Here is a 22,292-nt window from a genome sequence, read left to right as displayed (position 1 = left end):
TCAGCACAATGTACTTATTTCAGGGAGTCAGGTAAACCGACTCTGTGCTGGTCCGCAGAGTTCACTCTGAACGGAATAAGGTGTGCCGATGTGATAGTGCGTGCGCTTTAACCCACTGTAGCCTTGCGGCCCATGGGCAACAAAATCGAATCCGGGTCAAATTATGACAAAAATTTCCCGCGCCAACTTATCCGTACTTGCGCGCAGTCAAGGCGAACAGGGTATATTCACGCTTTTATCCCCTCTCTGCCAGCCATTGCTGGCATCGATAAAAGCGATAACGGTCATCAGGTTATGAATACTCTGGAACAAATCGAGGCGCAGCTGGCCACCCTCAGTAAATCGGAACGCAAGGTCGCCGCGCGCATCCTCGCCGCCCCGCAGGAGGCGATCCACTCCAGCATCGCCCGGCTGGCGCGCGCCGCCGAGGTGAGCGAACCCACCGTTAACCGCTTTTGCCATCGGCTCGGCACGCGCGGCTTCCCGGACTTTAAGCTGCAGCTGGCGCAGAGCCTGGCGAAAGGAGCAAGCTGGGTCAGCCGCGACGTTAATGACGATGACGACACCCGCGGCTACAGCCATAAGATTTTCGACTCGGCGCTGGCGGGGCTGCAGCAGGTGCGCGACCAGCTCGACCTTGCGGTGGTGCAGCAGGCGGTAACGGCGCTGTCGCAGGCGCAGAAAGTGGCGTTCTTTGGCCTCGGCGCCTCGGCGGTGGTGGCGCACGACGCCTTTATTAAGTTTCTGCGCTTTGATCTGCCGGTGGTCTGGTCAGAGGATATTGTGATCCAGCGCATGAGTTGTATAAATAGTCGCGCCGGGGACGTTTTTGTTTTGATTTCGCATACTGGCCGCACGAAAAATATGGTAGAACTGGCTCGCCTCGCTAGTGTAAACGGTTCCACCGTGATAGCCGTCACCTCTCCCGCTTCGCCGCTGGCAGAGGTCGCCACGCTGGCGCTCACGCTTGATGTCCCGGAAGATACCGATGTCTATCTGCCAATGGTTTCCCGCCTGACGCAACTCACCGTTATCGACGTGCTGGCAACCGGATTTATTCTCGCGCGCGGTGCCGCGTTTCGGGAAAACCTGAAGCGAGTAAAAGAGGCCTTAAAAGAGTCGCGTTTCGATAAGCCCTTCACCCAGGAAAACGCAGTGCAACAAAAAAATTAACATCACATTCACAATGTGAGTCGTATCACAGGCTCTGCTTCAGTTAGAATAACGATCACGCCCTGTCCACTTTAGGGGATACGCAAATTTGTCAACGGAGTCCTTCATGTCAAGACGTCTCAGAAGAACCAAAATCGTTACAACCCTCGGCCCGGCAACAGACCGCGATAATAATCTGGAAAAAATCATCGCCGCAGGCGCAAACGTTGTGCGACTCAACTTCTCTCACGGCACACCGGAAGATCATCAGCTGCGCGCGAACAAAGTGCGCGAAATCGCGGCGAAACTGGGTCGTCACGTGGCGATTCTGGGCGACCTGCAGGGACCAAAAATTCGCGTCTCCACCTTTAAAGAGGGCAAAGTGTTCCTCAACGTGGGCGACCGCTTCCTGCTCGACGCCAGCCTGAGCAAAGGCGAAGGCGATAAAGAGAAAGTCGGCATCGACTATAAAGGCCTGCCGGAAGATGTGGTGCCGGGCGATATCCTGCTGCTTGACGATGGGCGCGTGCAGCTGAAGGTGCTGGAAGTCCAGGGCATGAAGGTGTTCACCGAAGTCACCGTCGGCGGCCCGCTCTCCAACAACAAAGGCATTAACAAGCTCGGCGGCGGCCTGTCGGCAGAAGCGCTCACCGAGAAAGACAAAGCGGATATTATTACCGCCGCGAAAATCGGCGTCGACTATCTGGCGGTCTCATTCCCGCGCAGCGGCGAAGATATGAACTACGCCCGTCGCCTGGCGCGTGAAGCGGGCTGCGAAGCGCAGCTGGTGGCGAAAGTGGAGCGCGCCGAAGCGGTCGCGACGCAGGAAGCGATGGACGATATCATTCTCGCCTCCGACGTCGTGATGGTAGCGCGCGGCGACCTGGGCGTTGAAATCGGCGATCCTGAGCTGGTTGGCATTCAGAAGGCGCTGATCCGCCGCGCTCGCCAGCTGAACCGTACTATCATTACCGCGACGCAGATGATGGAGTCGATGATCACTAACCCGATGCCGACGCGCGCCGAGGTGATGGACGTCGCCAACGCCGTGCTCGACGGCACCGACGCCGTAATGCTCTCGGCGGAAACCGCCGCCGGTCAATATCCGGCCGAGACCGTTTCCGCAATGGCGAAGGTCTGTCTGGGTGCGGAAAAGATCCCAAGCGTCAACGTCTCCAAACACCGTCTGGAGGTCACCTTCGACAATATCGAAGAGGCGATCGCCATGTCGGCAATGTATGCAGCGAACCATCTGCAGGGCGTAACCGCGATTATTACCATGACCGAGTCCGGCCGTACGCCGCTGATGACCTCGCGTATCACTTCCGGCCTGCCGATTTTCGCCATGTCGCGTCATGAGCGCACGCTGAACCTGACTGCGCTCTACCGCGGCGTAACGCCGGTCATGTTCAACAGCGACAACGACGGCGTGGTGGCGGCGCACGATGCGATCAATCTGCTGCGCGACAAGGGCTTCCTCGTCTCTGGCGATCTGGTTATCGTGACCCAGGGCGACGTAATGGGCGCGACCGGCACCACCAATACCAGCCGGGTGCTGCGCGTCGACTAACGCCGCACTCGCTGTAACCCACGCTGTAAATAACGCGACTGCCTGGCGGTCGCGTTTTATTTTTCTTAAAAGGAGTCTGGATGCCCCGCTATCAACCGGTCAGCAAACTGACAGCAGGTCTGCTGCTGTTTCCGCTGGCGCTGGTGCTGTTTGAATTTGCCACCTATATCGCCCACGACATGATCCAGCCCGGCATGCTGCTGGTGACGCAGGAGTTCAGCGTCGGGCCGGAGTGGGTCTCGACCTCGCTCACCGCCTATTTGCTGGGCGGCGTGGTGCTGCAGTGGCTGCTGGGCCCGCTCTCCGATAAATTCGGTCGCCGTCCAGTCATGCTGGGCGGCATTCTCTTTTTTATTCTGGCCTGCGTGCTGACCACCTGGGTCGGCTCGATCAGAGAGTTTGTTGCGCTGCGCTTTATTCAGGGCATCAGCCTCTGCTTTATCGGCGCGGTCAGCTATGCGGCGATTCAGGAAGCCTTTGACGAGGCGCTGGCGGTGCGGGTGATGGCGCTGATGGCAAACGTCGCGCTGCTGGCGCCGCTGGCTGGACCGCTGGCGGGCGCCGCCTGGCTGACGGTGGCGAGCTGGCGCAGCATGTTCTGGCTGTTCGCCCTGCTCAGCGCCCTCGCCTTTATTATTTTGTGGCGGGTGATGCCTGAAACCGCCGGCGACCGCAGCCACTCCATTGCGCTGCCGCAGCTGGCGCGCACCTACCGCAGGCTGGCGCGCGACCGAATGGTGATGCTGGGATCGTTCGCGATCGGGCTGGTGTTTATCCCCATCCTGACCTGGGTGGCGCTCTCGCCGGTGATCCTGATGCATGAAGAGCAGCTGTCGCGGATGCACTATGCGCTGCTGCAGCTGCCGGTGTTTCTGGCGATGATCGCCGGGAATATTACGCTGGGCAAGCTGGCGGGACGCGTGCCCATTGAGCAGCCGGTGGTGTTCGCCGCCTGGCCGATCCTGACGGGCCTGGGCATCGCGCTGCTGGCGAACCTGCTGGACAGCCACAGCTATCTCTTCCTGACCGCCGGGCTGAGTCTTTACGCCTTTGGCGCGGGCATGGTTAACGCCGGGCTCTATCGCCTGACGCTTTACGCCAGCGACGCGGGCAAAGGCAGCGTGGCGGCGATGCTGGGGATGATCAGCATTCTGACGCTGGCGACTGGCATCGAACTGGCGAAAAGCGGCTACTTTAGCGGCGGCACGCCCTGGTTTAGCCTGATCAACTTTATCAGCGGCGTGCTCTGGTTTGTGCTGGTGACGCTGTTCCTGCGCGAACGCAAGCGCCGCGCGCGGGTAACGGCGCTGTCATAAACGCTGGGGCAGCACGCCCAGCCGTTTGCGAACCGGAAATAAGCGAACGGCTTGTCCAGGGCGCCAGGCGTCCCGCGACAGGGACTAAACGCCGGGAGCGTTTTGAACCACGCCGCACGCTGGACCCTTTACGGGCGCACCTCAGGGTAAGGTGCCCGTTTGCGCGGGCCGGGCGCGCATGAATGCACTGGGCGTTGCCATCGAGCCAGACCCTTCCCGCGTCAGCACACTATCAGTAAAAAGGGCCGCAATTGCGGCCCTTTTGCTATTTACGCGGATAAAGCTCTTTGCGCTTATAGGGCTCGATATCGCCCTCTTTGCGCGTCTTCAGCAGCTTCAGAATCCAGGTGTACTGCTCGGGATGGGGCCGCACAAAGACCTCCACCTCTTCATTCATGCGGCGCGCCAGCGTGCGGTCGTCAGCGTCCAGCAGATCGTCCATCGGCGGACGCACAAAGATTTCCAGCCGGTGCGTCTCGCTGTTGTAGACCGGGAAGAGCGGCACCACGCGCGCGCGGCATACCTTCATCAGGCGGCCAAGCGCCGGCAGCGTCGCTTTGTAGGTCGCGAAGAAATCGACAAATTCGCTGTGTTCGGCACCGTGATCCTGATCGGGCAGATAGTAGCCCCAGTAGCCCTGGCGCACTGAGCTGATAAACGGCTTAATGCCGTCGTTGCGGGCGTGCATACGGCCGCCGAAGCGGCGACGCACGCTGTTCCAGACGTAGTCGAGCAGCGGATCGCTCTGGTTATGAAACATCGCCGCCATCATCTGCCCTTCTGAGGCGAGCAGCATCGCGGGGATATCCACCGCCCAGCCGTGTGGCACAAGAAAAATAACGTTCTGCTTCTCCGCCTGCAGCCGATCGATAATATCGCGGCCGTGCCAGTCTACGCGCTGGCGCACGCGCGCCGGATCGCGCATGCCGAGTTCCGCCATCATCGCCATTGCCTGCGGCGCGGTGGCGAACATCTCATCGACGATCTCGCCGCGCTGCGCTTCGCTCAGCTCCGGCAGGCAGTAGTAAAGATTGATAAGGGCGCGGCGGCGAGCGCCTTTTGCCAGTTTCCCCGCCATTCTTCCCAGCCGACCAAGCAGCGGATCACGCACCTGCGCCGGCAGCAGCGCCATACCCGCCAGCGCGCCTATCGCCAGCCAGCTGCCCCAGTATTTCGGTTTCAGGAAAGAACGTTCAAAAACGGGAATAAATTCAATATTCTTTTTTTTCGGGGTTTCCATGCACTCGCCTCAATCAATGACGCGCTAATGATAGTGGCGACAGGTAAATTTGCAATCCCCGGCGCGGAGTGAAAAAAAAACCGACGCGTTATGCGTCGGTCTGGTGGCGTGTCGTCAGGCTTACTCGAAGCGCAGCAGCGGCAGGCTGTTTTTTACCTGCGCCATATAGTCGCTGCGATCTTTACCGGTCAGCCCTTCCATGCGCGGCAGCTTCGCCGTCAGCGGATTGACCGCCTGGTTATTGATCCAGATTTCAAAATGCAGATGCGGCCCGGTGGAGCGGCCGGTATTGCCCGACAGTGCGATGCGGTCGCCGCGCTTCACCTTCTCGCCCGGCTTCACCAGCACTTTCTTCAGGTGCATATAGCGCGTCATATACTGGCGGCCGTGACGAATGGCGACATAGTTGCCCGCCGCGCCGCCGTTTTTCGCCATGACCACTTCGCCGTCGCCAACCGCCAGCACCGGCGTGCCGACCGGCAGCGCAAAGTCGACCCCTTTATGGGGCGCAATGCGGCCCGTTACCGGGTTCAGACGACGCGGATTGAAGTTAGAGGAGACGCGATACTGTTTCACGGTCGGGAAGCGCATAAACCCGCGCGCCAGCCCGGAGCCGTTGCGGTCGTAGAACTTGCCGTCTTCGGCGCGGAAAGCGTAGTAGTCTTTGCCGCCGGAGCGCAGGCGCACGCCAAGCAGCTGGCTCTGCGCGCTTTTGCCATCGAGCATTTCGCGCGACATCAGCACGCTAAACTGGTCGCCGGCGCGCAGCTTGCGGAAATCCATCTGCCACTGTAGCGCTTTAATCACCGCGCTGGCTTCGCTGCTGGTCAGGCCGGCGCGCTGCGCGCTGGCGGCGAAACTGCCGCGCACTTCGCCTTTCAGCACGCTGTTCTGCCACTCGCCTTTTTGCATCTCGGACTTCATGGTAAACGCGCCGTTATTACCGCGCTGATAGGTGCACGTTTCACGACGGTTTATCTCCCAGGTGAGAGACTGCAGGCTGCCATCTTCGGTCAGGGTCCAGCTCAGCTGCTGGCCGACCTGCAGGTTACGCAGCGCTTTATCGCTGCTTACCAGCGCGTTGATATCGCCCAGCTCAATGCCATACTGATTCAGGGCACTGCTCAGCGTATCGCCGGAAGAGACGGTGTATTCGTGGGTGCCCGCCACGTCCGGCACATCGCTGTCGATGTCGTCGGCAGGCAGTTCCTCTTCCGGTTCGGAAGTGGTTTGATCGATGGGTTCGCTGGCCTCAGGCAGCAGCGTACGCAGCTGGTTTTTATCGAGTTCGATGCTTTTAACAATCGGCATCGCATCATCGGCGGGATGGTAAACGTAGGGACGCCAGACGGCAACGGCCAGCGTCACAACGGTTAAAGACCCCAGCATAACGCGGTGGGGGCGCGGCAAATTATTAAATGCGAGGGCGACAGAGCGGGCTATCTGCTGCACTTTTACCTATTCCTCATGCTCCATTCAGGCAGCTCGCATACTGGCCTGACAGCTGTGAAAGGAACTTCACGTAGCTGTCCTGACTTAGGCTGATATTCGTCCCCAGCGGATCCAGCGTGCCTTTACGCACGTTAGTTCCACGGGCAACCGCATCGATGACGGCTGGCCTGAACTGTGGCTCAGCAAAGACGCAAACGGCCTTCTGCTCAACCAACTGTGTTCGTATTTGATGTAGACGCTGAGCGCCCGGCTGAATTTCAGGGTTTACGGTAAAATGCCCGCTGGGCGAAAGGCCGTAGTGTTTTTCAAAATAGGTGTAAGCGTCATGAAAAACGAAATACCCTTTGTTGCTGACCGGCGCGAGCTGCGCTCTAATGTGCTTGTCGGTAACCGCCAGTTCGCTTTCGAACTGCTGGAGATTAGCGTCAAGTTTGGCTTTGCTTTCGGGCATAAGTTCCAATAATTTTCCATGGATTGCAACCGCTGCTAGCCTGGATATTTGCGGCGACAACCACAGATGCATATTAAACTCGCCATGGTGGTGATGATGTTCCGCTTCCTCATCCCCACTGTCGCCCTGGTGAGCCGCCTCTTCATCATGGTGATCGTCGTCATCTCCCCCCTTCAGCAACAGCGGCTTTACCGCCTGCATATCGGCGATCTGAAGGTTTTTAGCGGCGGGTAATTCGGCGGCCGGTTTAGTCATAAAGGCTTCCATCTCTGGGCCAATCCACACAACTAAGTCTGCGTTTTTTAAGCGTTTTACGTCAGAAGGACGCAGCGAATAGTCATGCTCCGACGCGCCATCCGGCAGCAGCACATCCACCGGCGTTACGCCGTCGGCAATAGCGGCGGCGATAAAACCAAGCGGCTTCACCGAGGCGACAACATTAGCCTGCGCAGGAAGGGCGGAAAGGGTTGCGAGCGCCAGCGCAGAAAGGGTAAAAACCGTACTCTTTTTAATGTGTAACATAATGCATCATTCCATCGTGACCTGGGGATGGGATGTGATATTATAACATTCGAAATTCTGTGCAACCTGTAAATATCATGACCCCACTCGTCACACTTGAAAACATTTCCGTGCAATTTGCACGGCGTCCTGTGCTCTCAGGCATCAGCCTGAAGCTACTGCCTGGACGCATACTTACGCTGCTCGGCCCCAACGGCGCGGGCAAATCTACGCTGGTGCGCGTGGTGCTGGGGCTGCTGGCGCCGACCGCTGGTCAGGTCGAGCGCAATCCGGGTCTGCGCATCGGCTACGTGCCGCAAAAACTGCATATCGACCCGACCCTGCCGGTTACCGTCGAGCGTTTTATGCTGCTGACGCGCGGCGCGAAGCGTGCCGATGTGCTGCCGGCGCTGAAGCGCGTGCAGGCGGGCCATCTGCTGAATGCCCCGCTGCAGAAGCTCTCAGGCGGCGAAACGCAGCGCGTGCTGCTGGCGCGCGCCCTGCTCAATCAGCCGCAGCTGCTGGTGCTGGACGAACCGACGCAGGGCGTCGACGTTAACGGCCAGGTCGCGCTCTACGATCTGATCGACCAGCTGCGCCACGAGCTTAACTGCGGCGTGCTGATGGTCTCTCACGATCTGCATCTGGTGATGGCGAAAACCGACGAGGTGCTCTGCCTGAATCACCATATCTGCTGCTCCGGCACGCCGGAAGCGGTGTCGCAGCATCCCGAATTTATCGCCATGTTCGGCCCGCGCGGCGCGCAGCAGCTGGCTATCTACCGTCATCACCATAATCACCGTCACGACCTTCAGGGACGTATCGTTTTACGCAGAGGACAGGGTCCATCATGATTGAGTTGTTACTACCGGGCTGGCTGGGCGGCGTGATGCTGGCGCTGGCGGCCGGTCCGCTGGGGTCGTTCGTGGTCTGGCGCAAGATGTCCTATTTTGGCGATACCCTGGCGCACGCTTCGCTGCTGGGGGTTGCGTTTGGCCTGCTGCTGAACGTGAATCCCTACTACGCCGTTATCCTGGTGACCGTCTGCCTAGCGCTGGGGCTGGTGTTTCTTGAACGCCGTCCGCATCTGGCGATCGATACGCTGCTGGGGATTATGGCGCACAGCGCGCTGTCGCTGGGTCTGGTGGTGGTGAGCCTGATGTCTAACGTGCGCGTCGATCTGATGGCCTATCTGTTCGGCGATCTGCTGGCGGTAACGCCGGAGGATTTATGGGTGATGGGCGCGGGCGTGTTGGTGGTGCTGGCGGTGATGGCGTCGCAGTGGCGCGCGCTGCTGTCGATGACCATTAGCCCGGAGCTGGCGCAGGTCGACGGGGTGAATATTCAGCGTACCCGCCTGATCCTGATGCTGGTAACGGCGCTGACCATCGGCGTGGCGATGAAGTTCGTTGGCGCGCTGATCATCACCTCGCTGCTGATCATTCCCGCCGCCACGGCGCGCCGCTTTTCGCGTTCGCCGGAGCAGATGGCGGGCCTGGCGGTGGTTGTCGGCATCGTCGCCGTCTCGGGCGGCCTCACCTTCTCCGCCTTCTACGATACCCCGGCCGGTCCGTCAGTGGTGCTGTGCGCCGCGCTGCTGTTTATTCTCAGCATGGCGCGCAGACCCGCCGTCTGATGGACCCGGCTTACTCGTCGCGCGCCATGCCGAAGTGACGATAAGCGTGCTGCGTGGCCATACGGCCGCGCGGCGTGCGCTGAATAAAGCCCTGCTGGATCAGGAAGGGCTCAATCACATCCTCGATGGTTTCCCGCTCTTCGCCAATAGCCGCCGCGAGGTTATCCAGCCCTACCGGACCGCCGGTGAACTTGTCGATAATCGCCAGCAGCAGCTTGCGATCCATATAGTCAAAGCCTTCGCTGTCGACGTTAAGCATATCCAGCGCGCTGGCCGCGACGTTGCCGCTCATTTCGCCGTTGGCGCGCACTTCCGCGAAGTCGCGCACGCGGCGCAGCAGGCGGTTAGCGATACGCGGCGTGCCGCGCGCGCGCTGCGCCACTTCCCGCGCGCCCTCTTCGCTCAGCGGCAGGCCCAGACAGGCGGCGCTGCGGCTGACGATATGCTGCAGATCCGGCACGTTGTAGAACTCCAGGCGCTGTACGATGCCGAAGCGGTCACGCAGCGGCGAGGTCAGCGAACCGGCGCGCGTGGTGGCACCGATCAGGGTAAACGGCGGCAGGTCGAGCTTGATCGAACGCGCGGCCGGGCCTTCGCCGATCATAATATCCAGCTGGTAATCTTCCATCGCCGGATAGAGCACCTCTTCCACCACCGGTGACAAACGGTGGATCTCATCGATAAACAGTACGTCGTGCGGCTCAAGGTTGGTGAGCATCGCCGCCAGATCGCCCGCCTTCTCTAGCACCGGCCCGGAGGTGGTACGCAGATTGACGCCCATTTCATTAGCGACGATATTGGCCAGCGTGGTTTTCCCCAGCCCCGGCGGGCCGAAAATCAGCAGGTGATCCAGCGCATCGCCGCGCAACTTCGCCGCCTTGATGAATATTTCCATCTGCTCGCGCACCTGCGGCTGGCCCACGTACTCCGAGAGCAGCTTAGGGCGGATAGCGCGGTCAAGACTCTCTTCTTCGTTATAGCTGGCAGCAGAGACCAGACGGTCGGCTTCGATCATGACTTACCTCAAATGGCGGCGCGCAGAGCTTCTCGGATCAGGGTTTCGCAGTCTGCGTCAGGCTTGCCAACCTTGCTTATCATACGGCTGGCTTCCTGCGGTTTATAACCCAGCGACACCAGCGCCGCAACCGCTTCGGCCTCGGCGTCGTTGCTTTCCGGCTCGGCATGCGGCGCGGTAAGCGTAAAGGCGGATTCGCCAGAGAAGAGGTCGCCATGCAGCCCTTTAAAGCGGTCCTTCATCTCAACCACCAGACGCTCGGCGGTTTTCTTGCCAACGCCCGGCAGCTTGATCAGCGCGGCGATCTCCTCTTTCTCCACCGCCGTCACGAACTGCTGCGCCGACATGCCGGAGAGGATCGCCAGCGCCAGCTTAGGCCCGACGCCGTTGGTTTTAATCAGCTCGCGAAACAGCGCGCGCTCTTGTTTGTTGTTGAAGCCGAACAGCAGCTGCGCGTCTTCACGCACCACAAAGTGGGTAAAAATCACCGCTTCATGGTTCAGTTCAGGCAGCTCATAAAAACAGGTCATCGGCATATGCACTTCATAACCCACGCCGTGCGCTTCGATCAGCACCAGCGGCGGCTGCTTTTCCAGAATGTTGCCCCGTAAACGACCTATCACCTGAACGCTTCCTTAATAAACGAATGTGGCGGGATTTATAACATAAAAAAGGCTGGATGAATATCCAGCCTGATACGTAACGCGGTGCAGTCGCCTAGCCTGAGCGCAGACGCCCGCGCGTCAGCAGCAGTTTGCTGTCGCTGATGCGCGTCGCGTTCTGACTGACGTGGCAGTGCGTAATGGCGATCGCCAGCGCATCGGCGGCGTCCGCCTGCGGGTTGGCGGGCAGCTTAAGCAGCGTGCGCACCATATGCTGCACCTGGCTCTTCTCCGCGCCGCCGGTGCCGGTGACGGTCTGCTTCACCTGGCGGGCGGCATACTCAAAGACCGGCAGGTCAAGGTTGACCGCCGCGACAATCGCCGCGCCGCGCGCCTGCCCCAGCTTAAGCGCTGAATCGGCGTTCTTCGCCATAAAGACCTGCTCAATGGCGAAATAGTCCGGCGAAAACTGGGTGATGATTTCCGTTACGCCCGCATAGATCAGCTTCAGACGCGCCGGCAGCTCGGTGGTATTGGTGCGGATACAGCCGCTGCCCAGATAGCTGAGCTGGCGGCCGGTTTGACGGATCACACCGTAGCCGGTCACGCGCGAGCCGGGGTCGATGCCCAGAATTATCGCCATGCCGACTCTCCGGTGAGCGGGCTAAAGAGAAACGCCATTACAGCGTTTCCGCGACCTCATCGGAGATCTCGCCGTTATGGTAGACTTCCTGCACGTCATCGCAGTCTTCCAGCATGTCGATCAGGCGCAGCAGCTTCGGTGCCGTTTCGGCGTCCAGCTCAGCTTTGGTCGACGGGATCATGGAGACTTCGGCGGAGTCCGCTTTCAGGCCGGTGGCTTCCAGTGCGTCGCGCACCGCGCCCAGCTCTTCCCATGCGGTAAAGACGTCGATGGCGCCGTCATCATAGCTCACCACATCTTCCGCGCCCGCTTCCAGCGCCGCTTCCATCACGCTGTCCTCATCCTGGCCCGGTGCGAAGGAGATCACGCCCTTCTTGCTGAACAGGTAAGAGACAGAGCCGTCGGTGCCGAGGTTGCCGCCCGTTTTGGTGAAGGCGTGACGCACTTCGCCCACGGTACGATTACGGTTGTCGCTCAGGCACTCCACCATCACGGCCGAGCCGCCAGGGCCGTAGCCTTCGTAGATGATGGTTTCCATATTGGAGTCATCTTCACCGCCCACGCCGCGCGCGATAGCGCGGTTCATGGTGTCGCGCGTCATGTTGTTGGACAGGGCTTTGTCCATTGCGGCGCGCAGACGCGGGTTGGAGGCGGGGTCGCCGCCGCCCAGCTTAGCAGCGGTAACCAGTTCACGAATAATTTTGGTGAAGATTTTACCGCGCTTGGCGTCCTGTGCCGCTTTACGGTGTTTGGTGTTCGCCCACTTACTATGACCAGCCATCTTGCATATTCTCCGATCTTTGACATCGCACGGGCTATCTTGCTGGCAATCTCGCCTTCCGGCAGTGCTCGCAATCCTCACGTACAAGAGTACGCTCCGGTTGCTGCGCGCTGACGGCAGCCGACCTCGCTGCGCCGATAACGCCCGACGCGTTAAGTTTTAAGGCGCAGTTCTGCGGGAGCTGCACCAATTTTCTTCAATCCAGACTGCCGCCAGAACGACGGCCGGCAGCTAAATAAATTCTTCAATCGCCTGGCGATTGCTCCAGGACTTAGTCAGGGCTGCTGCGGCGGCGGGATCGAGCCAGCGCGCGGCGAGATGCTCGCTGAGCGTCGGCTGCCGCTCGGCGGGCAGCGCCAGCCGGAACCAGTGTTCGCGGTTGTGCGTTACGCCGGGCGCATAGCGATGGCGATAGTGCGGAAAGATTTCGAATTCGATCTCTTTGCCGCAATCTTCCAGCATCAGCTTTTCGCTCACGACATCGATAGCCAGCTCTTCCAGCACTTCGCGCCGCGCCGCCTGATGCGGGGTTTCCCCCGCTTCCAGACTGCCGGTCACCGACTGCCAGAAATCACTGTCGTCGCGCCGCTGCAGCATTAACACCCGGCCGGTATCCTGCGCGAAAATCACCACCAGAACCGATACCGGATGTTTATACATTACTTATTCTCGGCCTTTTCTTTCTTTGGCGCGATCTGAATGCCCAGATCCGCCAGCGCCGCCGGGTTGGCTTCGCTTGGCGCTTCGGTCATCAGACAGGCCGCCGCGGTGGTTTTCGGGAAGGCGATAACGTCGCGGATATTCTCGGTGCCGGTCAGCAGCATGGTGAGACGATCCAGACCGAAAGCCAGGCCCGCGTGCGGCGGCGTGCCATATTTCAGCGCGTCGAGCAGGAAGCCGAACTTCTCGCGCTGCTCGTGCTCTTCAATGCCCAGAATGCTAAACACCGCCTGCTGCATTTTACCGCTGTGGATACGCACGGAGCCGCCACCCACTTCATAGCCGTTGATGACCATATCGTAGGCGTTGGCCACCGCGCTCAGCGGATCGGCCGCCAGCTCTTCCGCCGACATCTCTTTCGGCGCGGTAAACGGATGGTGCATCGCCGCCAGGCCGCCTTCGTCATCCTCTTCGAACATCGGGAAGTCGATCACCCACAGCGGCGCCCAGGCGTCTTCGTTGGTGATGTGCAGATCGCGGCCCACTTTCAGGCGCAGCGCGCCCAGCGCGTCTGCCACCACTTTGGCACGGTCGGCGCCAAAGAAGATCAGGTCGCCGTCGGCGGCGCTGGTGCGGCTCAGAATCGCTTCCACAATCTCTTCGTTCAGGAACTTGGCTACCGGGCTCTGTACGCCGCTGAAGCCGTCGGCGCGCGCGTTGACCTTCATCCAGGCCAGGCCTTTCGCGCCATAAATCTCAACAAACTTGCCGTATTCATCAATCTGCTTGCGGCTCAGCTGCGCGCCGCCCGGCACGCGCAGCGCGGCGACGCGCCCTTTGGCGTCGTTAGCCGGACCGGCGAACACCTGGAACTCGACGTTTTTCAGCAGATCGGCGACGTCCACCAGCTCCATCGGGTTGCGCAGATCGGGCTTGTCGGAACCGTAGCGACGCATCGCTTCGGCAAAGGTCATCTGCGGAAACTCGCCGAGATCGATCCCTTTCACTTCCTGCCACAGCTGACGGATCATGCGCTCGTTGATCTCACGCACCTGCGGCGCGGTGAGGAACGAGGTTTCGATATCGATCTGGGTAAATTCCGGCTGGCGGTCGGCGCGCAGATCTTCATCGCGGAAACACTTCACGATCTGGTAGTAGCGATCGAAGCCGGACATCATCAGCAGCTGTTTGAACAGCTGCGGCGACTGCGGCAGCGCATAGAACTTACCTTTGTGCACGCGGCTCGGCACCAGATAGTCGCGCGCACCCTCCGGCGTCGCCTTGGTCAGCATCGGCGTTTCGATATCCAGGAAGCCTTCGCTGTCCATAAAGCGGCGCACGAAGCTGGAGATTTTCGCGCGGGTTTTCAGGCGCTGTGCCATTTCAGGACGGCGCAGATCGAGATAGCGGTACTTCAGGCGCGCTTCTTCGCTGTTGACCTGATTGGAGTCGAGCGGCAGCGGCTCGGCGCGGTTGATAATGGTCAGCGCCTGCGCAAACACTTCGACTTCGCCCGTCGCCATCTCGGCGTTTTTGTTCTTCTCGTCGCGCGCACGCACGGTGCCGGTAATCTGGATGCAGAATTCGTTGCGCAGCTCAGACGCCAGCTGGAAAGCCTCCTGACGATCGGGATCGAAGAAGACCTGCACGATGCCTTCACGGTCGCGCATGTCGATAAAAATCAGGCTCCCCAGATCGCGACGGCGGTTGACCCAGCCGCAAAGAGTGACTTGCTGACCTACATGAGACAGATTGAGCTGTCCGCAATATTCTGTACGCATAACGTATCCTTTTAACTTCGCCGCTGCTGCCTGCAGCATCAGGCCGCGTAACCTTATGAGATGCTGCCGCAAAAAAGGCGGCCATTATAATGGAAAAAGGCAGGCAGGATAAGTAGAGCCGCGCCAAACTGCGCATTTCGCCGCCGGTTTTTCCCTCTTCGGACAACCCGGCCAGGCTATAGCGTAAAACCATCACTAAAGGAGAGGCCGTGACGCTTCGTATTGGGCTGCCGCAGTGGCAGCATTCGCACTGGAAACGCTGGGGCATTGAGAGTCTGGCTGATTATGCCCGTCTGTTCCACTGCGTGGAGGGCAACACCACGCTTTATGCGCTGCCCGCGCCCGACACCGTACAGCGCTGGCGCGATATGACGCATGACGACTTTCGCTTCTGCTTTAAGTTTCCGCAGACCATCAGCCACCAGGCGCAGCTGCAGCACACCGACGAGCTGCTGAACGATTTTCTGCGGCTGCTCGACCCGCTGGCCGACCGCATTGGACAGTACTGGCTGCAGCTGCCCGCCACCTTTACCCCCGCGCAGCTCGCCGACCTCTGGCGCTTTCTCGACGGGCTGCCGCGCCGCTTCAGCTATGGCGTTGAAGTGCGCCACCCCGCCTTTTTTGCCAAGGGCGAGGCGGAGCGCGCCCTGAACCAGGGGCTGCAGACGCGCGGCGTTAACCGGGTGATTTTAGACAGCCGTCCGGCGCACGCCTCTACCTCACAAAGCCCCGCCGCCCTGCACGCGCGCCAGCAAAAGCCGCGCGTGCCGCCCCACGCGGTGCGCACCGGCGAGCAGCCGATGGTGCGCTTTATCGGCAGCGACGACGTGGACGAGAGCGAGGTTTTTTTTCAGGTCTGGCGTGAAAAGCTGGCACAATGGCAGGCGGAAGGCGACACGCTGTTTTTTATTCATACGCCCGATATGGGCCAGGTCTTCCCGCTGGTGCAGCGCTTATGGCCGCAGCTGCAGGCGATTGACGCCGGTATCGGCAGCGGCCCCGCCTGGCCGCAGCAGGCGTCGCTGTTCTGACAGACGATCAAAGAGGATAAGCATGGTAAGCGCGTTATATGTGGTAGTGGGCGTATTGATGGTGATGAAGTTCGCGCTGGACGTGGTGCGCTTCCGCCGCCACTATCGAGTCGCCTTTGGCGACGGCGGGTTTCACGATCTGCGTGTGGCGATACGCATTCACGGCAACGCAGTTGAGACCATTCCGCTGGCGCTGCTGCTGCTGGTAATGATGGAGATGAACGGCGCCGATATATGGATGGTGCATCTCACCGCCCTGATCTTTTTTGTCGGCCGTCTCCTTCACGCGCAGGGGCTGCGCCGCAGCGCGCTCGCCGGACGAAAATATGGCATGATGCTGACGCTGTTCGCGCTGTGCGGCATGGCGGTATTTAACCTTATCTATCTGCCCTGGGAACTGGTGCTGACGCTGCATTAAGCGGCTGCGGGCGTAATGGGTGCAGCCCGCCGCACTTTCTGCCAGAATAGCGCCCTTTCCGTTGTCTTTCCGGATTTACTATGTCTGACCGCGATACGCTATTTTCCGCGCCCATCGATAAACTGGGCGACTGGACCTTTGACGAGCGCGTGGCTGAAGTCTTCCCCGATATGATTCAGCGCTCCGTGCCCGGCTACTCGAATATCATCTCCATGATCGGCATGCTCGCCGAGCGCTTCGTCACGCCCGACAGCCAGGTGTACGATCTGGGCTGCTCGCTGGGGGCCGCCACGCTCTCGGTTCGCCGCAATATCAAGGCGCCCGGCTGCACCATCATTGCCGTAGATAATTCACCGGCGATGGTTGAGCGCTGCCGCCGCCATATCGACGCCTTTCGCGCCGAGACGCCGGTGAACGTCATCGAAGCCGATATCCGCGATATCGCCATCGAAAACGCCTCGATGGTGGTGCTGAACTTTACGCTGCAGTTTCTCGATCCTCCCGCGCGGCTGCAGCTGCTGGAGAAGATCTGGCAGGGCCTGAAGCCCGGCGGCGCGCTAGTATTGTCGGAGAAGTTCAGCTTCGAAGACGCCGAGGTAGGCGAGCTGCTGTTCAACATGCACCACGATTTCAAGCGCGCAAACGGCTACAGCGAGCTGGAGATCAGCCAGAAGCGCAGCATGCTGGAGAATGTGATGCTGACCGACAGCGTCGAGACGCACAAGGCGCGCCTGAAGCAGGCGGGCTTCTCTCACGCGGAACTCTGGTTCCAGTGCTTTAACTTTGGCTCGCTGGTGGCGTTGAAATGATTGAGTTTGGCCGTTTTTATCAGCAAATCGCCACCGGTCCGCTCGCCAGCTGGCTGGAGGTGCTGCCGGCGCAGATCGCCGCCTGGCAAAAAGAGAATCTGCATGGCCTGTTTCGCAACTGGGAGAAGTCAGTTGAGCATCTGCCGCTGCTGCAGCCGCAGCAGCTCGACCTGCTGCACAGCGTCAGCGCGCAGCGCGACGACCTCAGCGATCGCCAGCGTCAGGGCATTGAGAAGCTGCTGCGCAATCTGATGCCCTGGCGTAAAGGCCCCTACTCGCTCTACGGCACCGAGATCGATACCGAGTGGCGCTCCGACTGGAAATGGCAGCGCGTTGCGCCCCATATCTCGTCGCTGGCGGGCCGCACCGTGCTGGACGTCGGCTGCGGCAGCGGCTATCACATGTGGCGTATGGTTGGCGCAGGCGCGCAGCTGGTGGTCGGTATCGACCCAATGCAGCTCTTTCTCTGCCAGTTCGAAGCGGTGCGCAAGCTGCTGGGCGACGATCGACGCGCCCATCTGCTGCCGCTCGGCATAGAACAGCTGCCGACGCTGCAGGCGTTCGACACCGTTTTCTCCATGGGCGTGCTCTACCATCGCCGTTCGCCGCTCGATCATCTGCTGCAGCTGAAAAATCAGCTGGTCAGCGGCGGCGAGCTGGTGCTGGAAACGCTGGTTATTGAGGGAGATGAGCGGGACGTGCTGGTGCCGGGCGAACGCTACGCGCAGATGCGCAACGTCTACTTTATTCCTTCGGCCCTGGCGCTGAAAAACTGGCTGGAGAAGTGCGGCTTTGTTGACGTGAAGATCGTCGACTATGCGGTCACCTCCACCGATGAGCAGCGCCGCACCAGCTGGATGACCAGCGAATCGCTGGCCGACTTCCTCGATCCGCAGGACGCCGGCAAAACGGTGGAGGGCTATCCGGCGCCGCTGCGCGCCGTGCTGGTCGCCACCAAACCCTGAGGCTAGCGGCGCGAAAGCGCCAGCTTCGCCGCAAAGCCGATAAACACCATGCCCGTCAGGCGGTCCATCACCTTGAGCACCGCCGGACGGCGCAGGTGTGCGGCGAAGTAGTGGCTGCCGCCGATAAGGATAGCGTTCCACAGCAGCCCAATGGCAATATGCATCAGTGCCAGCAGGCTGCACCAGAGCGGCACCGACGCTCCCGGCGGAATAAACTGCGGCAGAAAGGTAACGTAGAACACGCCCATTTTGGGGTTAAGTAAATTACCGAACAGGCCGCGGTTAAAGCAGCTGAGATAACTTTGCGGCGCGGTTTCACTCGGCGCCTCATCCTGCGGCTGCGTGCGCGGATTGAGCAGCAGCCTGACGCCCAGCCAGAGCAAATAGGCCGCGCCAGCCCACTTCAGCAGGTTATAGGCCATTTCAGACGCCAGCAGCAGCGCGCCCAGACCATATCCCACCGCGACGCCCCACACCAGACAGCCGAGGTTGATGCCCAGCGCCGTCGCGCTGCCGCGTCGCCAGCCCTGCGCGGCGGCGGTGCGTAGCACCAGCGCGGTATCGAAGCCGGGCGTCAGCGTCAAAATAGTAATGGCGAATAAAAACGAGAAGAGCAGCGTGGCGGTCATGATTATCTCCCTGATATGGTGCCGCCTACATTAACAAATTTTTAACGCGGGCGCGCTGTTTTGCGCGCTACTCCGCCTCGGCAGGGCGATCCCAGTATTGATATTTATAGGCGGCGCTGAGATGGCGCTCAATGGTGCCTTTATCAAACACTTCCGTTTCGTGCAGATAGCTTAAGGTGCAGTTGCCCACCTCATCCCACAGCTGGCACTCATCGACCGAACGCAGCGAACTGACCGGCGTAGTTGCCGTGCCGTGCAGCTGCCATTCGCGAAAATCTTTATCGTAGGTATAGCGGTCCTTGCTGCGCGCCGTCACCGCGCTGATCACCTGCCCCTGCGGGTTCCAGCGCCAGCTGCTTTCGCCGTTGGTTAGCGCGTCGGTGCCGCGCGAGACGCTTTTCGTCAGCCGCAGCTGCGCGTCATAGCGGTAGGTGGTGTCGGTAAAGCCGCTTTTGCCCATGCTGGTGAATTTATCGGAGGCGGTGACGATATTGCCGTGTCGACCGGTGAGCCAGCTGATGGTGCCCTGCCGATTATCGATCACCTGCTCTTTGCCCTCTTTCAGCACCTTCACCAGGTACGCGTACTCCGCCACCCAGCCGCCCTGCACCCGCGCAATATGCTGCTCCATGCTGAGAACGACGTTGTGCTCTTTTTTATCAAAGGAGACGTCCGCCACCAGCAGGATCCCGCAGGGATCGAACTGCCCCAGCACCCGCTTTTGCGAATCGACATCTTTACCGAACTCGCCGGCGATCACCTGGCGCACCGCACCTTTCGCGCTGCCGCCCAGCATAATCCAGCTGTTGCTGCTGGCGACGGCTTTGCTGTGCGGGCCGCAGGTGGCGGCCCACAGCGCGGGAGAGAGGCAGAGCGCACCCAGAGCAAGCGCCGTAATCAGAGAGCGTTTCATGGTGTAACTCCCAGAGATCTCAATAACCTGAGTGTAACCCTATTGGCGGCATCTGGCGCGGCCTGGTGAAATAGTGCGGACAAAAAGAACCCCAGCAAGATAACTGGGGTTTGGTACTTGCAAACATCACGTCATAAGGCGTGCTGCGCGGCAAAATCTGTGGTGATTCAGGCTACCCTGACGGTATTAAGCTGCATCACGCTTTTCATGGCTTCCACCACATCGCTATCCACGCAGTAGCGGCTGAACTCATCCATTTCGGCTTCGGAACACATGGAGACACCGGCTTTACGATAACGCATCGGTGACGTCACGAGGCGGCTGGCTGAGCTGTGAACCTCGCTAAGTCCGCTATCCAGGAACTTTTGCAGGTTACTCAAACGTACGCCAGCACCAGCCATAATGATTGGACCTTCGCTCTGTTCATTAAGTTCCTTTAATAGTGCAATTCCGTTTTCCGCGCTCTGCTGCTGGCCAGATGTCAGGATACGCGCCACCCCCAGCGCGGTTAGTTCCTCCAGCGCGCGATTCGGACTGTGGCAAAGATCGAAGGCGCGATGAAAGGTCACCTGCATCCCGTCGCACAGCGCCATAATCTGCCGCATGCGCGAGCGGTCGATATGCGCCTCTTCATCAAGCATGCCGATCACCAGGCCGGGAAAGCCCATCTCGCGTATTCTCGCCACGTCGGACTTCATTATCTCAAATTCCCGCGCGGTGTAGCAGAAATCACCGCCGCGCGGTCGGACGATAGGATGAACCGGAATCGATATTTCACGGCGTGCTGCCTCCAGCGAGCCGGCCGAAGGCGTCAGGCCGCCCTCGCGCGGTCCGGCGCACAGCTCAACGCGGTCGGCACCGGCCTGCTGCGCCGTCATCGCGCAATCGACGCCGTAGCAGCAAATTTCCAGTAAGGTCATCTATTCCTCCTTTACATGACGTCTGGCTCGACACAGGGCGATAAGTTAGTCTGACTACAAACTGAGTTTACGTGGAAACCAGCACATGACATTTAATTTTGACCAAGGGATAGACCGTCGTCACACCGATAGCCTCAAATGGAACAAATACAGTGACCGCGACGTCCTTCCTTTGTGGGTAGCGGACACCGATTTTCGCTCGCCTGATTGCGTTATCGACGCGATAAAAACCCGCGCAGAACATGGTGTTTTTGGTTACGGCGACCGACCGACGGGATTGATCGACGCCGCCATTGCGCGCTTCGAACAACGCTACCAGTGGAAAGTAGAGCCGGAATGGATAGTGGTACTGCCTGGCGTGGTGTGCGGCCTGAATCTGACGGTGCGCGCGCTTACCGCGCCCGACGAGCGCTCTGTTACACCTTCGCCTATCTATCCGCCGTTTCGCGGCGCGGCGAAGCTGGCGGCGCGCGAGCAGATCGCCCTGCCGCTGACGCTGCAGTCGGGGCGCTGGGTGGTCGATCTCACTCAGGCGCCTTCCCTGCTTAACGGTAAAGAGAAACTGCTGCTGCTGTGCAACCCGCAAAACCCCGGCGGCACCGTCTATCGCCGCGACGAGCTGGAGGCGCAGCTCGCCTTTGCCCGCCAGCACGATCTGATCGTCTGTTCCGATGAGATCCATTGCGATCTGCTGCTGGAGCCTGGCGTACGGCATATACCCTTCGCCAGCCTGAGCGAAGACGCCGCGCAGTGCAGCGTCACGCTGATTTCCCCTTCGAAGAGCTTTAACATCGCCGGACTCGGCGCGTCGCTGGCGATTATCCCCAACGCCGATCTGCGGGCGCGCTTTAAGCAGGCGCGCTACGGCATCGTGCCCGATGCCGATATTCTGGCGCTGGTCGCCGCCGAGGCGGCCTGGCGCGGCGGCGACGCGTGGCTGGAGGCGCAGCTCGCCTACCTGCGCGTCAGCCGCAATCGGCTGCATGCCGCCGTTAACGCGCTGCCGGGGTTGTCAATGGCCAGCCCGGAGGCGACCTATTTAGGCTGGATAGATTGCAGCGGGCTGGATGTCGCCAGCCCGGCGCTCTATTTTGAAAAGTGGGGATTAGGCTTCTCTCCCGGTCGCGATTTCGGCGACGACCGCTTCGTGCGTATGAATTTTGGCTGCACCCACGCCACGCTGGAAGAGGCGATCGCGCGGCTGCGCGCCGCCGTGGACGCGCGCGCTTAATCCGCCTCGCTGGCGACAATCTCCTCCAGTCGCCACGGATGAAATTTTATCGTGGTCTGCCCGTCGGTGACCGCCAGGGTCGGATTGGGCAGCCGCTCATTTTCGCCCTTAGGCGAGCTGGTCTTAAAAGAGATGCCCGGCTGCGTCAGCGCGTCGTCGCTGAGCAGCGCCATGGCGCGCACGCCCAGCGTCTGATGATCGCCGCGCAGCACAATTTCCACATGCTCAAATCCCTCATGGCGATAGCGCTTTTCGCCCGGCCAGGGCAGCTCGATAACGTCCAGCGCCCAGCCGTTGAGGCGCAGCGGCTGGTGCAGCTTAAACAGGCAGATTGGCCGCCCGTTGATCATCGCTTCGGAGAATTGCGTGCCGATTTTCAGCAGTCCCTGCTTCCAGCGCTCGGCGGTGCTGTTCTGGTGGCAACGCACCGCAATATGGTCCGCCTCAAGGGCCGCTAAGTTTAATCCGAGGCGTTCAGCGAATTGTTGCAGCGACGCGCTGAAGCGCGCCAAATCTCTCTCTAAGTCCTGTAATTCAGAGGGGAATTCCGGGTTTAAGCTCATAAAACGTCTCTGT

The 22,292-nt window shown here is 60.2% G+C and carries 23 protein-coding genes; 10 read left to right on the top strand and 13 right to left on the bottom strand.

The features are described 5' to 3' along the window. The first annotated feature begins 294 nt into the window (after positions 1-294). From hexR to LB453_RS10610, 3 genes are all read left to right on the top strand, one after another. Positions 295-1,173 (top strand): transcriptional regulator HexR, encoded by an 879-nt coding sequence (gene hexR / locus LB453_RS10620; RefSeq protein ID WP_103796067.1) that lies wholly within the window; start codon positions 295-297, stop codon positions 1,171-1,173. A gap of 106 nt (positions 1,174-1,279) precedes the next feature. Continuing rightward, positions 1,280-2,722, top strand: coding sequence for a pyruvate kinase (gene pyk / locus LB453_RS10615; protein ID WP_103796068.1), 1,443 nt, complete (start codon positions 1,280-1,282; stop codon positions 2,720-2,722). 80 nt (positions 2,723-2,802) lie between these two features. After that, a complete protein-coding gene (locus tag LB453_RS10610) occupies positions 2,803-4,038 on the top strand; it encodes an MFS transporter (RefSeq protein ID WP_103796069.1) in 1,236 nt (411 codons plus the stop codon). Between the two features lie 265 nt (positions 4,039-4,303). Here LB453_RS10610 and lpxM read toward each other — a convergent pair whose 3' ends face one another. The 3 genes from lpxM to znuA form a co-directional block, all read right to left on the bottom strand. Next, complete coding sequence (gene lpxM, locus LB453_RS10605; RefSeq protein WP_103796070.1) at positions 4,304-5,278, bottom strand: lauroyl-Kdo(2)-lipid IV(A) myristoyltransferase; 975 nt, start codon at positions 5,276-5,278, stop codon at positions 4,304-4,306. Between the two features lie 120 nt (positions 5,279-5,398). Further along, positions 5,399-6,730 carry a murein DD-endopeptidase MepM gene (gene mepM, locus LB453_RS10600; protein WP_224481725.1) on the bottom strand — a complete coding sequence of 444 codons (1,332 nt, stop codon included), beginning with the start codon at positions 6,728-6,730 and terminating at the stop codon, positions 5,399-5,401. 13 nt (positions 6,731-6,743) lie between these two features. Further along, positions 6,744-7,703: a zinc ABC transporter substrate-binding protein ZnuA gene (znuA, locus tag LB453_RS10595; protein ID WP_103796072.1), complete on the bottom strand. Its 960-nt coding sequence runs from the start codon at positions 7,701-7,703 to the stop codon at positions 6,744-6,746. A 77-nt stretch (positions 7,704-7,780) separates the two neighbouring features. Between znuA and znuC the strand changes: the two genes are divergently transcribed. Beyond that, a complete protein-coding gene (gene znuC / locus LB453_RS10590; protein ID WP_103796073.1) occupies positions 7,781-8,536 on the top strand; it encodes a zinc ABC transporter ATP-binding protein ZnuC in 756 nt (251 codons plus the stop codon). After that, a complete protein-coding gene (gene znuB / locus LB453_RS10585; protein WP_103796074.1) occupies positions 8,533-9,318 on the top strand; it encodes a zinc ABC transporter permease subunit ZnuB in 786 nt (261 codons plus the stop codon). Before znuC ends, znuB begins: the two co-directional genes overlap by 4 nt. Before the next feature lie 10 nt (positions 9,319-9,328). On the opposite strand, the gene ruvB is transcribed toward znuB, so the two are convergent. From ruvB to aspS, 6 genes are all read right to left on the bottom strand, one after another. Then, complete coding sequence (ruvB, locus tag LB453_RS10580) at positions 9,329-10,333, bottom strand: Holliday junction branch migration DNA helicase RuvB (protein ID WP_103796075.1); 1,005 nt, start codon at positions 10,331-10,333, stop codon at positions 9,329-9,331. A gap of 8 nt (positions 10,334-10,341) precedes the next feature. Beyond that, positions 10,342-10,956, bottom strand: coding sequence for a Holliday junction branch migration protein RuvA (gene ruvA, locus LB453_RS10575; protein ID WP_033746510.1), 615 nt, complete (start codon positions 10,954-10,956; stop codon positions 10,342-10,344). 94 nt (positions 10,957-11,050) lie between these two features. Next, positions 11,051-11,578, bottom strand: a complete 528-nt coding sequence (gene ruvC, locus LB453_RS10570) for a crossover junction endodeoxyribonuclease RuvC (RefSeq protein WP_103796076.1) — start codon at positions 11,576-11,578, stop codon at positions 11,051-11,053. Between the two features lie 37 nt (positions 11,579-11,615). After that, positions 11,616-12,359: a YebC/PmpR family DNA-binding transcriptional regulator gene (locus LB453_RS10565; protein ID WP_103796077.1), complete on the bottom strand. Its 744-nt coding sequence runs from the start codon at positions 12,357-12,359 to the stop codon at positions 11,616-11,618. Between the two features lie 231 nt (positions 12,360-12,590). Continuing rightward, positions 12,591-13,019, bottom strand: coding sequence for a dihydroneopterin triphosphate diphosphatase (gene nudB / locus LB453_RS10560; protein WP_103796078.1), 429 nt, complete (start codon positions 13,017-13,019; stop codon positions 12,591-12,593). Further along, positions 13,019-14,800, bottom strand: coding sequence for an aspartate--tRNA ligase (aspS, locus tag LB453_RS10555; protein WP_103796193.1), 1,782 nt, complete (start codon positions 14,798-14,800; stop codon positions 13,019-13,021). The genes nudB and aspS overlap by 1 nt, the downstream gene beginning before the upstream one ends. A gap of 209 nt (positions 14,801-15,009) precedes the next feature. On the opposite strand from aspS, the gene LB453_RS10550 reads away from it, so the two are divergent. From LB453_RS10550 to cmoB, 4 genes are all read left to right on the top strand, one after another. Then, positions 15,010-15,831 carry a DUF72 domain-containing protein gene (locus LB453_RS10550; protein ID WP_103796079.1) on the top strand — a complete coding sequence of 274 codons (822 nt, stop codon included), beginning with the start codon at positions 15,010-15,012 and terminating at the stop codon, positions 15,829-15,831. 22 nt (positions 15,832-15,853) lie between these two features. Further along, positions 15,854-16,249: an MAPEG family protein gene (locus LB453_RS10545; protein ID WP_103796080.1), complete on the top strand. Its 396-nt coding sequence runs from the start codon at positions 15,854-15,856 to the stop codon at positions 16,247-16,249. Positions 16,250-16,329: 80 nt separating this feature from the next. Next, positions 16,330-17,058: a carboxy-S-adenosyl-L-methionine synthase CmoA gene (gene cmoA, locus LB453_RS10540; RefSeq protein ID WP_103796081.1), complete on the top strand. Its 729-nt coding sequence runs from the start codon at positions 16,330-16,332 to the stop codon at positions 17,056-17,058. Further along, positions 17,055-18,023, top strand: coding sequence for a tRNA 5-methoxyuridine(34)/uridine 5-oxyacetic acid(34) synthase CmoB (gene cmoB / locus LB453_RS10535; RefSeq protein WP_103796082.1), 969 nt, complete (start codon positions 17,055-17,057; stop codon positions 18,021-18,023). Before cmoA ends, cmoB begins: the two co-directional genes overlap by 4 nt. 2 nt (positions 18,024-18,025) lie before the next feature. On the opposite strand, the gene LB453_RS10530 is transcribed toward cmoB, so the two are convergent. The 3 genes from LB453_RS10530 to cutC all read right to left on the bottom strand — a co-directional run bounded on the left by LB453_RS10530 (position 18,026) and on the right by cutC (position 20,485). Beyond that, complete coding sequence (locus tag LB453_RS10530) at positions 18,026-18,652, bottom strand: LysE family translocator (RefSeq protein ID WP_103796083.1); 627 nt, start codon at positions 18,650-18,652, stop codon at positions 18,026-18,028. 67 nt (positions 18,653-18,719) lie between these two features. Further along, positions 18,720-19,565 carry a hypothetical protein gene (locus LB453_RS10525; RefSeq protein WP_103796084.1) on the bottom strand — a complete coding sequence of 282 codons (846 nt, stop codon included), beginning with the start codon at positions 19,563-19,565 and terminating at the stop codon, positions 18,720-18,722. A gap of 167 nt (positions 19,566-19,732) precedes the next feature. After that, positions 19,733-20,485 (bottom strand): copper homeostasis protein CutC, encoded by a 753-nt coding sequence (cutC, locus tag LB453_RS10520; protein ID WP_103796129.1) that lies wholly within the window; start codon positions 20,483-20,485, stop codon positions 19,733-19,735. Positions 20,486-20,570: 85 nt separating this feature from the next. Between cutC and LB453_RS10515 the strand changes: the two genes are divergently transcribed. Next, the gene (locus LB453_RS10515) at positions 20,571-21,716 is read left to right on the top strand and encodes a MalY/PatB family protein (RefSeq protein ID WP_224481724.1); all 1,146 of its coding nucleotides are present in this window, start codon (positions 20,571-20,573) and stop codon (positions 21,714-21,716) included. Here LB453_RS10515 and LB453_RS10510 read toward each other — a convergent pair. Further along, on the bottom strand, positions 21,713-22,279 hold the full coding sequence (locus LB453_RS10510; RefSeq protein ID WP_103796131.1) for a VOC family protein: 567 nt from the start codon (positions 22,277-22,279) through the stop codon (positions 21,713-21,715). The genes LB453_RS10515 and LB453_RS10510 overlap by 4 nt on opposite strands. Positions 22,280-22,292 lie beyond the last annotated feature (13 nt).

This window comes from Pantoea agglomerans (assembly GCF_020149765.1).
Lineage (GTDB): Bacteria > Pseudomonadota > Gammaproteobacteria > Enterobacterales > Enterobacteriaceae > Pantoea > Pantoea alvi.
Note: the sequence above shows the minus strand (reverse complement) of the source record. Positions and strands in the feature narration are given on the sequence as shown.